Source organism: Enterococcus sp. AZ196 (assembly GCF_050498845.1).
GTDB lineage: Bacteria > Bacillota > Bacilli > Lactobacillales > Enterococcaceae > Enterococcus_A > Enterococcus_A murrayae.
The window spans coordinates 1575723-1588577 of the sequence record NZ_JBIPAM010000001.1; the positions used below are offsets into that span (position 1 = coordinate 1575723).

The window sequence follows — 12855 nt, forward strand, 5'->3', positions numbered from 1 at the left end:
GGCTTATATTGAAATGCACAATCATCAGATAATTATTCTTTTAAAATAACGGTTATTTCTAAATAGAGCACTATTCAATTAAGAAGTAACAGCTTTAGGTAAGCGCTTTCTTATTTTTTAAAAAAAGAATACACCAAAAAAAATACGCAATTTTTTTGAAAATGATTTCAATTATAGTTAGCTGATTAAACGGTCCAATTTCTTGATTACCTGAAAACGTTGTTCCAGCATCGCGTCTACATACGTATCTAGCGTCATTTGTGTCGAGGCGTGACCTAATAATGCACTAACAGATGGAATGTCTTTGTTTGCTTCTAAGCAGCGTGTCGCAAAGGTATGTCGCAGCTGATGAAAATGGATCTGTGGAAGCTTTGCCTTTTTTCGGATTTGATGGAAATGATAGGTAAGCAGGCGTGGTTCGCAAGGTTGACCATTCGTTGAAAAAACAAAATTCCCTGTTGATTGCTTCCGATGATTCACTAGTAGTTTTTTTAGTGTTCGACTGATCGGGATCATACGAACAGACGCCTCCGTCTTTGAATCTGCCAAAATTAGCTGTGTTTTATTTCGTGCTTCGACAGTTGAAATCCGTTGGTACGTATGGTTGACATAGATCAAATTTGAATCGAAATCGATATCCGACCATTTTAATGCAGCAATTTCTCCCACACGCATACCAGAATGTAGGGCCAGCAGCGTTGGAAGGCCATATCCTTTTTTCTTTTTTGAAGCAACATCCATTAATGTTTTTTGTTCTGTCATGGTCATTGCCCGTACCTTTGTTGCTTTAGCTTTTGGTATTTTGAGTTCAGAAAAGGGATTGGCATGGATTTTCCCGACTTTCTTCGCATAATTCAGACATTTATTCACAATCCGAAAAATTACTTGGATGGTGGAGTTTGCAAGTTTATTTTGTAGGTTTTTCATTAATATTTTTCCCGTTTCCAACGAAAGCTCATTTAAAGAGAGCTCTTTGATCGTTGGTAAAATGTACTTCGTTAATTTGTAGTAATAACTTGATAAGGTAGCCGGTTTGACGTCATTCTGTACTTCATTCAACCATTCCATCGACCATTCTTCAAAGGTTTCTGCCGATACACCTTGGATTTGTACCAACGATTGATAATAGATTCGAAGAGGGTAAAGCTTTTGCCGAACTTCGGTATAGCTCTTGCCATATACATAGCCATATTTGATTTGTCCATTGTTTTTTCTGCCTTTAGGATATCGGCCTTCCCAACGACCATCTTTTCGCAGATAGATATTTTCGCCTTTACGCATCTAAAAATTCCTCCAATTTTGACGGCTTAACCGACGGTGCATTTTTTGTGATTTTCTTTACTTTCCTTAATAAAAAGAGCTTGTATACTAACTTATTATCATGTTTTTCTTGAAAATAATTATTTTTATGATTCATATTGCCTAATAATAATTAATAATATATAATTGATTTACGAATTGATTTTGATGTATCAAAAAAATAAGTTATTTTATTTTGTTACGTCACGTGTGTTTCTAGTTTTTTATAAGACTAAGTAACTTTTTCAAACAAAAAAAAAGAATGAAATAGATAAAGGTATCTTTTCTACAAAGGAAAAATACCTTTATCTATTTCATTTTATAATATACATCTATAATAAATACAACAGAATAAAGAAAATAACGTTATTTATTTTCTGTGTATATAAGAATTTCCGCATTTTTTATTTATTTTCATTTTAATTACGACCATCCATGTACTTTCAGGCAATTACAACATATGACAATAAGTTAGAGGACTATCATTTTTTTTCTAGCAAAATGGAAAGTTTTTCACCACAAAAAGCCCTCAAGAGAAGGTTCCATCCACTCTTGAAGGCTGCTCAAATCATTTAATTAATTCACATAGCTGCTTAGACGCAACACTTCAGGAAACTCTTGAGTATTGTCGATCTGACAATCGCCAAAAAAATCAGGACCGTATGCCCCATGAAAGTCGGAACCTCCAAAGCATTTCAACTGATATTTATCCAGCAGCTGCTGGACTCTTCGCTGATCCTTCAAGTTATGATCCGGATGATATTTCTCGATCCCATCCAAACCGAAGGAGACCAGCTCCTCAATCAGATCGTAGCTGTCTAGTTGACCTGGATGAGCGACCACTGCTAATCCGCCACCTAATTTGACTGCTTCGATTGCTTTAAAAACATCGATGTACTCGATATCCATTTCCGCTACACCATTATTTTTAAACAAGGCTTGATACAACGGCCCATAGATAGTGGTTTCATACCCCTTATCTATCAGTACATCCATCACATGCTGCTTATAAACGGCCGTTGCGTTCTGCGCTTTTTTAATGACTTCCTCCAATTCGATTTCATAGCCGACTGATTGGATTTTTTTTACCTGCTTAAGCGTATTAGCTGTTCGCCGTTCCAGTAAAGGTGTACAGAGTTCTTCAATATACACGGGATCTTGAACGGCATAGCCTAAAATGTGGACTTTCCGATTTCTTTTGAAGTCAAAGGCACTGATTTCTATTCCCTCAATGTAATTGACAGGGGCTTGAGAAAAAACTTCCTTCAGCTCGGATATGCCTGCAAACGTATCATGATCCACCACAGCGATATCAGAGATTTTATTTTTAACAGCCAATGAGACAAGCTCTCCAGGTGTCAAGGTGCCGTCTGAATAGCAGCTATGTACATGAAGATCAGCTTTCATACTTCCTCCTTCTTACTCCTAAAATTATTGTAGGCTAAATAAATGAGCCTTCTTGTATATTGAACTCCTGATCGCATAAGCCTTCCATAAATTCTAAATCATGGAAAATGCCGATCATCGTCGTTCCCGAGCACTTCAGCTGCTCAATCAGCTCACGAACCTTTTCTTTCGAATGCTGGTCCAGAGAAGCTGTTGGTTCATCAAGCAAAAGCAGGTTAGGACGCTTGACCATCGCCTTAGCAATATTCAGGCGCAGCTTTTCTCCGCCAGAAAACGTATTGGGAAAAAGCGGCCACAGTTCTTCCTTGATTTCAAAATGAGTCAGAATTTTCTTTGTTTCCATATGGGCTTCGGCTTCCGTATCAGTTGCTTCTAGAGCGGCACGGTAGACGATATCGTATGCGGTGATCCTCGGTAAGGTCTGGAGAAATTGGGAAACATAACCGATCTCATATTGCCGGATCTGACAGATTTTTCGTTCATCTAATTGAGCCAGATCAACTGTCCCAAAAAGAGCAGATTGATAAAGAATCTGGCCTTCTTGAGGCAGATTCGTGCGGTAGATACAGCGTAAGATTGTGGATTTTCCGCTCCCGCTTTTTCCGGTTATTCCGACAAAATGTCCTTTTTCCACCGCAAAGCTGATATCCTGACAGCCGGAGACTCGCTTGCCTACGCTGTGTAAAACAAAGCCCTTTGAAACACCCTTCAATTGAATAAGCGGGACTGGTACGGTTGTTGTTCCAGCTAAACGATCCTCTTTTCTAGATTCTGTAAGTTGTTTCATTCACTAAAACTCCCTTTACAAAAGTATGCGTGACAACAGGCACTTGATTTCCAGCATAATCAACGATCAGCAGGTCGGCCATTTTTCCCACGGCGATGCTGCCTACTTCATGATCAATCCCGACCGCCTTTGCAGGATTTTGAGTGACCAGCTTCACTGCTTCGGACAGCTCCAGAATCCCTTCTCTCCACAAAGTAAAGACTGCATGAAGCATTGCTGCTGGATAATAATCGCTGCATAGGATATCAATGAGATTTTTCTGTACCGCTTCCTTCACTGAAAGGTTTCCGGCATGTGATTTTCCTAGAAGAACATTTGGCGCGCCTCCCACAGTTGCCAGCCCTCTCGCCTTCGCTTCGGCAGCAATCTCCAAGGTGATAGGAAATTCAGAAATCGAGCTGTGTAATTGCTCAACGATATCCAGCTTTTCTACTGTATCATCATCGTGTGAGGCAACAGGGATATCGTTTTTACTTGCCAGCTCGGCCAGCTCAGTCAAATCCTCTAAGGTCAGTTTTTCCGCGGTCATCGCATTGGCTAAGATGCGATTAGTCTTCTGAGTATCTCCCCCATGGTATCCTGCAAGGATCAGGCGGTAGGTTTCCAAATCGCGGTATTGCCCTTGCCCAGGCGTATGATCCATGAGCGAGAAGAGTTGAATCTTCCCTGTACGCAGCAGTGATTTAACCAGCTCCAGCTGTGAAAAGTTATCGATCTCATAGCGCAGATGCATGCGATGATGAATCAAATGGGCCTTATAATTGCTTTCATTGATTAAATCCAGCAGCTTGACCACGTTTTCGCTATTGCGGATCGGATTTTCCTTAAAGACAGTTTTTCCGCTTAAGCTTAATGAATGGAACATCGTCGTGATCCCATGAGTCAATAGCTCTCTTTCCGCTTCATACAGAGCCAGTTCAAAATCAATCAGTGACGTTGGTCTTGGCGCTGCAATTTTTTCGATATAGTCAGAATGAAGATCGATGAAGCCTGGCATGATCCAGCCGCCTTTGGCATCGATGACGATCAGGTTGCAGTCCTTTTGGGGTAATGCGGTGTTTTTTCTGATGTCGACGATCCGTTCATTTTCGATTAGGATCGAGTGCTGCTCGACTACTCCCGCCTGGGTGACGATTTTGCCGTTTGTAATTACATACATCGCGATGCTCCTTTTTTAAAGTAATGAATAAACAAGTTGCTGTGTGTAGGGATGCTGCGGATCTTCAAGAATCTGATCCGTTATCCCGCCTTCTATCACTTCGCCGCCGAGCAGCACGTAGGTTCGTTGAGCAAGCATTCGGATCACCCCTAGGTCATGAGAGACAACCAGCATACTCACCTGGTATTCCTGTTGGATTTTTTTGATGATATCCAATACCACGGCTTGTACTGATAGATCCAATCCGGTCGTCACTTCATCGAGAAAGAGGATCGGCGGGTTGGTCGAGAGGGCCTTCGCAATCTGGACTCGCTGCTGCATCCCGCCAGAAAAGGCTTTTGGCGGCTCCTTCATTCGAAATTGGGGAATATTGACTTCTTCTAATAAATTACCGCCGATCGTCTGCATATCCGATACATTCCGATTTCCGCTTGCGATCATTTTTTCCGCCACATTGGCGATGGCGGAGAAATCCATTTTTAAGCCTAGATAGGGATTCTGATAGACCATCCCGAAGAGCTCGTTTCTTAATTGCCGCTGCGCCTGCGAAGAGAGTGCGTAAATATTATCGATCGGCGGTTCGTTGATGGAGACCGTCCCTGAAGTCGGCTCCTCGTCAAAATATAGACACCTCATCAGAGTTGATTTTCCAGATCCAGACTCTCCGACAATCCCGACGATCTCTCCCTTGTATAAATCAATGGAGATATCTTGGCAGGCATAGACCGTTCCACAGGCAGGACAATAGTTTTTTTCCAGCTTTCTGGTCGAGGCATCCTGACATTTCGAACAGCCTTCTCCGTATTGCTTATTCAGGTGTTCAATTGATAAAATCGGCTGTTCTTGCTCAAATTCGGCACTCATCATCGTAGTTGGTTTCTCCTCTCAGTACACAGGCTGGTATCGTTACATTGATGAACGACCTGATGATTTTCGTCAAATAATTCATCCATAAAGACGCCTTTTGCTCCACACAAATGGCAGCTGACTTCAGAAAAATCTTCGATCGCAAAGGGGCGATCCTCAAAATCAATCGATTTTACTTTTGTATAGGGCGGCACCGCGAAGATTTTCTTTTCCCGTCCGGCTCCTAATAGAATCAGTCCGTCATTTTCCAGCATTTTGGGATTATCAAAGCGTGGAATCGGCGACGGTGTCATCAAATAGCGATCATTTACAATCACTGGATGCTCTGCTCCTGTTGTCGTGACACCATAGCGCATGATCTGATCAAACAGCATCAGCCAGGCTCCCGTGTATTCTTTATCCGCATGTAATCGCTTCGTGATATACTCGCTGGGCTCATAGGATCGCAACGGTTCACAAACTGGAACCTGAAGAACGAGAATCTGTCCTTTTTTTAATTTCTTCTCAGGTATTCGATGGCGTGACTGAATGAGAGAGGCCGCTTCTGTATCTGAAGTTAATCCGATTCCTGTTGTTTTTTGGATCAGCTTTTTGATATTGACGGCATTGACACTTTCATCACTGCCTTGGTCGATCACCTTTAAAACATCCGATTTTCCTACTAATGACAGCGTTACCTGTAGGCCGCCGGTTCCCCAGCCGCGTCCGATCGGCATTTCCCTTGAACCAAAGGGCACCTGATACCCTGGAATCGCAATCCCTTTTAAGATCGCTCGGCGAATTTCACGCTTTGAGCCCTCATCAAAGAAAGCAAAATTATACGTTTGTTCCATTACTCTTCACCTCGCTCTTGCGTCTTGCGGATACTGTCCAATTTGGATTGGAAGGTGACGTAATGAGGAAGCTTCAAATGGGACAAGAAGCCGGTTGATTCAATGCTGTCGATATGATATAGAACGAATTCTTCATCTCCGGTCGGCAGTTCCTTATTTCCTTCTTCTAAGCTATAGTCCAAGATTCCCATCGAGATGGCCTTCGTTTCATTTCGTCCATAGACAAAGCCGTAGCCGATCTCGATCTCCATTTCCTCTTTGCCATTTTTTTTGATGGTTTTAGGAATGTACATTTCTGCTTCTGTCATTTCAATCTTTCCTAGATAATAGGCAGCTTCTGATTGCTGTTCCTCTGCATAATAAACTGGGACAGTCCCGACACGTAGCTCGCCAACTGTTGGATGCGCATCGCCGTAGCCGCGAATGATCGAATAGGCGAAGGCCATTAATGATTGCGCCATTCCTCGACTGAGAATCTGCAGCCGTTCGCTGCGTTTGGTAGGAAATTCCAATACTTTTTTTGTCATATCCTCTGGTTCGGTGTTATTTTCGGGCAGCCGATTCAGTATTCCTTGATCCTGCAAATAGGCAGAGACCTTTTCATACTTGCCGATTTCCGCATTCTTCATTTCCGTTTCCTGTGGACGAAACTCAGCAAGCAGCTGTTTTACCTGCTCTCTATGTTCGTTTTCATCGGAAAAATCAATCAAGCGATGCATGTAATCATAGGTGGCCCCTAGCATTTGCCCCCCTGGGATATCCTTAAAGGCTGCTGAAATTCTTCTTTGGACCTGCATTTCATTGGAGGTATCGATGATCTCCGAATACCCCATACGTTCTAAGGTAGAACGATAGGCACGAAGCAGAAAGACTGCCTCTTCGACGGAGCCCTCCGCTTGCCAAAGCGCTCGTGCCGCCAAATTCGGTGCATAAAGGGAAGCTTCACTCATGACCTGATCCACTAGCAGCTTCATATTTGCTTCAATAGCGGAAATCTTCAGCTGATCGCCCTGCTCGATTTTTCGGTATTCAAGAAGCTTGAGACTGGCTTCAATAGCCTCTTGTCCTCCCTTGACTGCGACATAGGCCATTATGCCACCTCCTTGATCAACGTTGTTCTAGGAATACAGAGGATTTCTAACTGTTCATCAACAATGATTAAATCCACCCCTAAAGGATATTCCTGATTCAACTGTTCTCTAATCATGAATATATCTACTAATTGTTTAGGAAAATCAACGCTTTTTCTCTCTTTGATCCCAGGTCCCTCAAGCTGATAATGTACACTTGCCTCAGACAATGATTCCAGTTCAACAATGATCGTCGCGGATTTTTGCGGGTCGATCAAATCACCGATCTTGGCTTGCTGTAATGCAGTCAGCTGCTCAGCCGTGACCTTTTTCCCAACAAAAATGAAATCTGCTTCTGCGATCTTCACTGGAAAGCTTCGAAATTCTTGCTGAAGATAGTTTTCCTGTTCTGCTTCCATACCTAAAACGGAGAAGCTCACCTCCTGATCCAACAGAGTCGCTGCTATCAGAAAAGCACCTTGACTGATTGGCCCATTAAAAGAATGGCCCTCCAGCCTGCCACGTTCACCAACGTAGGAGTTTAGCTGGACTAGGGTGCGAAATACTTGCTGTGTCTCATGAATCATGACTGCTCCTCCACTTCCATCACTTCAAAGGAAACTTTTGTTTGATTGATCAAATATTGCTGGTAGCCCAGCTCGGCTAAAAGCTGTTTCCTGTGCTCTAAAATCTGATTGTCCCACGCATTTTTTTCAGCTGCCGGAAGCTGCTCGTAAGCGGCATCGATAATCGCTAGATTCAAGGCCTTTTGATAATGCTCGCCACATATGAGTCCCAGACCGCTCTTGTCCTGAATCACTACTCGGGCTCTAGTTACTAAGGTCTCGCCACCATAAAACAGTGAATTTTGCGCAGACTCTCTGATTTTATTCATGATCAGCATCAGGCGAGGTTCTTCGCGAACTTCGACATTGAATAATTCTCTTGCCTGGGCGGCGAGTTCTGCAGCCAAGGCTGTCTGATCCTCGACAAGTACCCATGTTCGTTCTTTTCGATTCATTGGTTATCCTTTCTCTGCTCCGCTCATTTTTATCGTTAATTTTTTACAATATAATTGGACCGCAGCTTCATGGAAATCAGCTCTAATACGGCGGCAACCAATAGGATCATGTAGACCATGACACCAATCTCATGTAAATCGAAGTAAAAACCGCTGGCCATAGCTAGTTGAAAGCCTAGTCCGCCAGCTCCGGCTGCGGCTCCTACAGCGATCGCATTCGTAAAATTGATCTCAAAACGAATGAATGTCCATGAAAGAATTGCTGTGATACATGAGGGCAAAACAACTTGAAAAACGATCTGCCACCAGGTCGCTCCACTTGCTTTTAAGGCTTCAATCGTTCCATAGTCCATCTCCTCGATGCTTTCAGAATAAACCTTCGTTAAATAAGCGACGCTGTGGAAAAGCATCCCTATTACTGCCGCATTCGAACCAAGTCCAATAATAATCGAGAAGATCATTACCCAAAGGATCGTCGGAACAGCTCGGACAAAGGACATCACAACACGAATCCCTGTCGAAAGTCTTTTCGAGGATAAATTGCACGCCGCTAGCAGACTGAAGAAAAATGCGACGAGGGCTCCTAACAACGTAGTGACTACAGAAAGTCCAATCGTAACACCCAACGCTTCAATCAAGGTCTTCAACGAAAAGCGGCCAGATAGATGCGGCTGCAGGAAAATCCGTTGAATATCCGAAAAAAATTGGCTGATTGCTTCAAGCAAAACCACATCGCCATAATCCATTGTAGAAAAGGTCAGTAAGGAGACTGCTAGGAGTGAAAACAGCAGGCCCCAAAGAATCAAACGATTTTTCTTCCATAATCGGATTCTTATTTTCCTCCTTCTGCCATGGATCATGTGAATACTGTCAGCTAAAGCAGGTGATAGCGGATATACTGCTTCTTCTTGAGGTGTTTCCATCAGATAATGCTCCTCCTAATCTTGTTTGAGAATAATTCAAGTCCGATGACTACAATAACGATTGTCAATATGATCATTCCGGTGATATCGTATTGAAATTTTTTGTAATAGAGGTCAAAAAGGAAGCCAATGCCCGTTCCAGTCAAGATCCCTACCAAAGTAGCATCTCGAATATTATTTTCAATCAGAAAAAGAACCCAGCTAATCAGCTGACTGCCGACCATCGGCAATACGCCTTGAAAGATCACTTGAAAATAAGAAGCACCGGTTGCTGTCAACGCTTCAATCGTACTGCCGGCTATTTCATCGATCGTTTCCATAAAGGCTCGTGTCAAATAGCCGAACGTTGCAAAAAAGATCGCTAAGTAACCGGTAAATTCACTTTGCTTAAAGCTGAGTAATAAAATCATCGCCCAAACAACGATCGGCATATTTCGAAAGAAGCTTGCCAGCACATGTGCGAATCCCTTTACTAACAGGTGGATTCCCGTTTCTCTAGAGCCGAAAATCGCCATGAACAGGGCAAAGATAGCAGCCGTGGTCGTTGCTGTGACCGACATGAGCATCGTCTGCCATAATTTAGTAAGAATCATTGGCAGATACTCTAATGAGGCTTCCGTCGGTACAAAATTAATGAACAGCCACCCAAATCCTGCGGGAATCGAAGGCAGCGAGGCCAACAGATCAAAATTAGTCCCCACTGCTGAAAATGTGTAAAGGCCAAGGAGGAAAACCAATAGACAGACCATCATTTTTCTTCTTTGAGTAAAAATATCTTTTTGTCCTTTTTCCATCATTGTCCTCACACCAATAATTCTTTCGATAAATAGATTTCATTGATCATCTCTGAATCTAAGTTCCGCGGCAGATCGTCAAAGACAATCCGTCCATCGGTAACCCCGATGATTCGATCCGAATAGCTGATGGCAACCTCGACCTGATGAAGATTGACTAAGCAGGTGATCCCCATCTCTGCGGTTACCTTTTTGAGATAATCCATGACTACCTTTGATGATTTCGGATCAAGGGAAGCGATTGGTTCATCACACAAGATCAGCTCTGGCTCTTGCATCAACGCTCTGGCGATCCCGACCCGCTGCTTTTGACCCCCGCTCAGCTCATCACAACGAGTGTAGGCAAATTCATCCAGACCAACTCGCTTGAGCAGACTAAAGGCCTTTTTCTTTTCCGCTTCCGTATAATGCCCCAGTGAGCCACTAAGACTTGACTTATAGCCAAGCCTTCCGTGGAGTACATTCTCAACTGCCGTTAATCGGCTGACTAGATTGTAATGCTGAAAAATCATCCCAATTTTGCAGCGATTTTGGCGCAGCTTTTTTTTATTGCTTTTCATCAAATCGGTACCATTAAAAAGCACTTCTCCCTTATCAGGGGAGACTAGCTGATTGATACTTCGCAGCAGTGTGGATTTCCCGGCACCGGAAGGACCAATCACAGAAACAAACTCGCCTTTGCTGATCGAAAAGCTTACATCCTTCAACGCTTGTTTTCCATTGCTGTAAGTTTTAGATATATCCTTAATTGCTAAAAGCATCTCTTTGCCTTCCTCCTGTTTACTTAGACAGCTCTCTGATCGGATCATAAAACTTATCATCTACTTCCAAGAAGCGTTCATCCCCTTCTTTGACAAACAATGCCGCTTGCTCTGCATCCTCAGGAGCAAAGATCTCTTCATTGTCTGAAACCTCTTTTGATGTCAACACTTCGATGACCTTATCGATCTCTTTTTGACTCATTACTTTTGTATTTGCCACGATTGGTGCATTTAGGACCGGAGTCGATTGAATGATCCGAGCTTTTTCACCTCGCACCGTATCAAAGGGAGCCTCTGCGTCGTCCTTCACCTGATACAGCATTCCTGCTTTGTTTTCTTCGCCGTCCGCTACTTTGAAATATTGCGGAAGATTCATGAAGGCTGCTGCGTCCGCATCTCCCTTCAGCAGGTTGACTGCTGAGCCCTGATGAGATCCGCCAAATAATACTTTGTCGAAGAACTTTCCTTCATTGATAAGTTCATCTGAATTTTCCAAATCAAACTCTTTTACGATCGCATTGCTTGGGACCTTAAAGCCTGATGTCGAACTGTTTGAAACAAAGGAGAAGGTTCTGCCCTTGATTGGATCGATCGTATAGCCGTCTCCTGTTTCATATTCCTTCTCGTTCTCTTCTTTTACAGCGATGAAGCTGTAATAAAGCGCATCTTCCAAAGTACCGCTTGCTCCTGAGTTCGTTAGAATCGCTTTGACATCTGGATTTTTTTTGTTAGCCTGAATGTACCCTTCTGCACCCATCAATGCCAAATCCGCTTGCCCATTCGAAATCGACTCAATCACGATGTTGTAGTCCGTCGTAGTAACAATTTTTACCTTACGCCCTGTTGCCTCAGAAAGAATATCTTTTAAAGCGTCACGCGATTTTTCAAACTCTGCAGCCGATTCACTAGGATAAAAAATAACCTTCATTGGTGTGTCCTTTTTTTGTTCCGCTGTTGCACCATCATCTTTGCCGCACCCAGCTAATCCTGTTACAGCTAAAGCAGCTACCATTGCTAAAATCATCTTTGAAAAAATTTTCTTCATCATCACAGCTCCTTAATTTTCTTTGGTACAAATAAAGTATAAGCAAGCATTGTGAAGGTCCAATATGATTCAAATTTTATTTTTGTAAACAATGTAAAGCCTGTGTAAACACAAATAAAACAGGCATTCAACAAGAATTGCCCGCTTTTATCAATGAAACCATCTATTTAAATAACCTACATTATAATAACTTCGAATGATTTCGATGAAAATCAGTTGTAAAATTTACATGCCGTTTATGAATAGGCTTTCATTTTTGCTCAATTTTTAGTATTGGAAGATTCATATTTACTCATACAGCCTGTTTACTACCTCTTGTATGAGCATCCGTATAAGAGTAGACTTGTTTAAAAAGGAGATTCCTCATGAGCTATTTAATTGGCGCGGTCTTTTTATTGCTTAGTATTTGGCAGCTGGTGATGACCAAGCGCTCATTTACACATTTAAAGAAAGGTGGCAACGAAAATACGTCTCCCTTCATTTTGTTAGGATTGTGGTTTAGCTTCATCATTGGTATAAGCTTTCTTTTTGCTGCGGGCTACTGCTTTTTTTATTAAATTGAGACATGTTTATCAGAGGCTTAGGCCTCTTTTTCTATTTGCTTACAATTCTTTTCCTTTCATTTACGCTCTCATGCTATAATTAATTTAATAAGAGGAATAGGCAGAAAACGATCAATCGGACAATTTTGCCACAGGCCCGACATTAGAAATGTAGAATCCGGCTGAATCACAGTCGATAAAAATTTGTATTGATCAAGTATTCGACGATCATTCACTATGAACAAGGAGTAGAACAGATGCAGCAGCTATTAACTTTATTCGATTCGCTATCCAAAACAGGAATTATTCTTTTCATTCTGTTTAGCTTCCTGATAACGCTGGGAATA

The 12855-nt window shown here is 42.4% G+C and carries 14 protein-coding genes; 1 reads left to right on the forward strand and 13 read right to left on the reverse strand.

Features of this window, described 5'->3' with window-relative positions:
- Positions 1 to 177: 177 nt before the first annotated feature.
- The 13 genes from IGI67_RS07645 to phnD all read right to left on the reverse strand — a co-directional run bounded on the left by IGI67_RS07645 (position 178) and on the right by phnD (position 11966).
- Positions 178 to 1281 carry a tyrosine-type recombinase/integrase gene (locus tag IGI67_RS07645; RefSeq protein ID WP_207109548.1) on the reverse strand — a complete coding sequence of 368 codons (1104 nt, stop codon included), beginning with the start codon at positions 1279 to 1281 and terminating at the stop codon, positions 178 to 180.
- A gap of 594 nt (positions 1282 to 1875) precedes the next feature.
- On the reverse strand, positions 1876 to 2706 hold the full coding sequence (locus IGI67_RS07650; protein WP_429957313.1) for a PHP domain-containing protein: 831 nt from the start codon (positions 2704 to 2706) through the stop codon (positions 1876 to 1878).
- 34 nt (positions 2707 to 2740) lie between these two features.
- Positions 2741 to 3493 carry a phosphonate C-P lyase system protein PhnL gene (locus IGI67_RS07655; RefSeq protein WP_429957314.1) on the reverse strand — a complete coding sequence of 251 codons (753 nt, stop codon included), beginning with the start codon at positions 3491 to 3493 and terminating at the stop codon, positions 2741 to 2743.
- Complete coding sequence (gene phnM, locus IGI67_RS07660) at positions 3471 to 4652, reverse strand: phosphonate metabolism protein PhnM (protein ID WP_429957315.1); 1182 nt, start codon at positions 4650 to 4652, stop codon at positions 3471 to 3473. Before phnM ends, IGI67_RS07655 begins: the two co-directional genes overlap by 23 nt.
- A gap of 15 nt (positions 4653 to 4667) precedes the next feature.
- Complete coding sequence (locus IGI67_RS07665) at positions 4668 to 5519, reverse strand: ATP-binding cassette domain-containing protein (RefSeq protein ID WP_429957316.1); 852 nt, start codon at positions 5517 to 5519, stop codon at positions 4668 to 4670.
- Positions 5516 to 6352: an alpha-D-ribose 1-methylphosphonate 5-phosphate C-P-lyase PhnJ gene (locus IGI67_RS07670; RefSeq protein ID WP_207109269.1), complete on the reverse strand. Its 837-nt coding sequence runs from the start codon at positions 6350 to 6352 to the stop codon at positions 5516 to 5518. The genes IGI67_RS07665 and IGI67_RS07670 overlap by 4 nt, the downstream gene beginning before the upstream one ends.
- The gene (locus tag IGI67_RS07675) at positions 6352 to 7443 is read right to left on the reverse strand and encodes a carbon-phosphorus lyase complex subunit PhnI (protein ID WP_429957317.1); all 1092 of its coding nucleotides are present in this window, start codon (positions 7441 to 7443) and stop codon (positions 6352 to 6354) included. Before IGI67_RS07675 ends, IGI67_RS07670 begins: the two co-directional genes overlap by 1 nt.
- Entirely contained in the window at positions 7443 to 8009 is a 567-nt protein-coding gene (gene phnH / locus IGI67_RS07680) for a phosphonate C-P lyase system protein PhnH (RefSeq protein WP_429957318.1), read from the reverse strand. Before phnH ends, IGI67_RS07675 begins: the two co-directional genes overlap by 1 nt.
- A complete protein-coding gene (locus tag IGI67_RS07685) occupies positions 8006 to 8443 on the reverse strand; it encodes a phosphonate C-P lyase system protein PhnG (RefSeq protein ID WP_429957319.1) in 438 nt (145 codons plus the stop codon). Before IGI67_RS07685 ends, phnH begins: the two co-directional genes overlap by 4 nt.
- 35 nt (positions 8444 to 8478) lie before the next feature.
- Positions 8479 to 9303, reverse strand: coding sequence for a PhnE/PtxC family ABC transporter permease (locus tag IGI67_RS07690; protein ID WP_429958622.1), 825 nt, complete (start codon positions 9301 to 9303; stop codon positions 8479 to 8481).
- A 62-nt stretch (positions 9304 to 9365) separates the two neighbouring features.
- Positions 9366 to 10160, reverse strand: coding sequence for a phosphonate ABC transporter, permease protein PhnE (phnE, locus tag IGI67_RS07695; protein WP_429957320.1), 795 nt, complete (start codon positions 10158 to 10160; stop codon positions 9366 to 9368).
- A gap of 8 nt (positions 10161 to 10168) precedes the next feature.
- Positions 10169 to 10921 (reverse strand): phosphonate ABC transporter ATP-binding protein, encoded by a 753-nt coding sequence (phnC, locus tag IGI67_RS07700; protein WP_207109275.1) that lies wholly within the window; start codon positions 10919 to 10921, stop codon positions 10169 to 10171.
- A 19-nt stretch (positions 10922 to 10940) separates the two neighbouring features.
- On the reverse strand, positions 10941 to 11966 hold the full coding sequence (gene phnD, locus IGI67_RS07705; protein ID WP_207109443.1) for a phosphate/phosphite/phosphonate ABC transporter substrate-binding protein: 1026 nt from the start codon (positions 11964 to 11966) through the stop codon (positions 10941 to 10943).
- Between the two features lie 365 nt (positions 11967 to 12331).
- Between phnD and IGI67_RS07710 the strand changes: the two genes are divergently transcribed.
- Positions 12332 to 12523 carry a hypothetical protein gene (locus IGI67_RS07710; protein WP_429957321.1) on the forward strand — a complete coding sequence of 64 codons (192 nt, stop codon included), beginning with the start codon at positions 12332 to 12334 and terminating at the stop codon, positions 12521 to 12523.
- The last annotated feature ends 332 nt before the right edge of the window (positions 12524 to 12855 follow it).

What these genes read in the sequence shown, in the direction of transcription:
- IGI67_RS07645 (WP_207109548.1), bottom strand. Translation starts at nt 1,281, where the DNA reads ATGCGTAAAGGCGAAAATATCTATCTGCGAAAAGATGGTCGTTGGGAA.
- IGI67_RS07650 (WP_429957313.1), bottom strand. Translation starts at nt 2,706, where the DNA reads ATGAAAGCTGATCTTCATGTACATAGCTGCTATTCAGACGGCACCTTG.
- IGI67_RS07655 (WP_429957314.1), bottom strand. Translation starts at nt 3,493, where the DNA reads ATGAAACAACTTACAGAATCTAGAAAAGAGGATCGTTTAGCTGGAACA.
- phnM (WP_429957315.1), bottom strand. Translation starts at nt 4,652, where the DNA reads ATGTATGTAATTACAAACGGCAAAATCGTCACCCAGGCGGGAGTAGTC.
- IGI67_RS07665 (WP_429957316.1), bottom strand. Translation starts at nt 5,519, where the DNA reads ATGATGAGTGCCGAATTTGAGCAAGAACAGCCGATTTTATCAATTGAA.
- IGI67_RS07670 (WP_207109269.1), bottom strand. Translation starts at nt 6,352, where the DNA reads ATGGAACAAACGTATAATTTTGCTTTCTTTGATGAGGGCTCAAAGCGT.
- IGI67_RS07675 (WP_429957317.1), bottom strand. Translation starts at nt 7,443, where the DNA reads ATGGCCTATGTCGCAGTCAAGGGAGGACAAGAGGCTATTGAAGCCAGT.
- phnH (WP_429957318.1), bottom strand. Translation starts at nt 8,009, where the DNA reads ATGATTCATGAGACACAGCAAGTATTTCGCACCCTAGTCCAGCTAAAC.
- IGI67_RS07685 (WP_429957319.1), bottom strand. Translation starts at nt 8,443, where the DNA reads ATGAATCGAAAAGAACGAACATGGGTACTTGTCGAGGATCAGACAGCC.
- IGI67_RS07690 (WP_429958622.1), bottom strand. Translation starts at nt 9,303, where the DNA reads ATGATCCATGGCAGAAGGAGGAAAATAAGAATCCGATTATGGAAGAAA.
- phnE (WP_429957320.1), bottom strand. Translation starts at nt 10,160, where the DNA reads ATGGAAAAAGGACAAAAAGATATTTTTACTCAAAGAAGAAAAATGATG.
- phnC (WP_207109275.1), bottom strand. Translation starts at nt 10,921, where the DNA reads ATGCTTTTAGCAATTAAGGATATATCTAAAACTTACAGCAATGGAAAA.
- phnD (WP_207109443.1), bottom strand. Translation starts at nt 11,966, where the DNA reads ATGAAGAAAATTTTTTCAAAGATGATTTTAGCAATGGTAGCTGCTTTA.
- IGI67_RS07710 (WP_429957321.1), top strand. Translation starts at nt 12,332, where the DNA reads ATGAGCTATTTAATTGGCGCGGTCTTTTTATTGCTTAGTATTTGGCAG.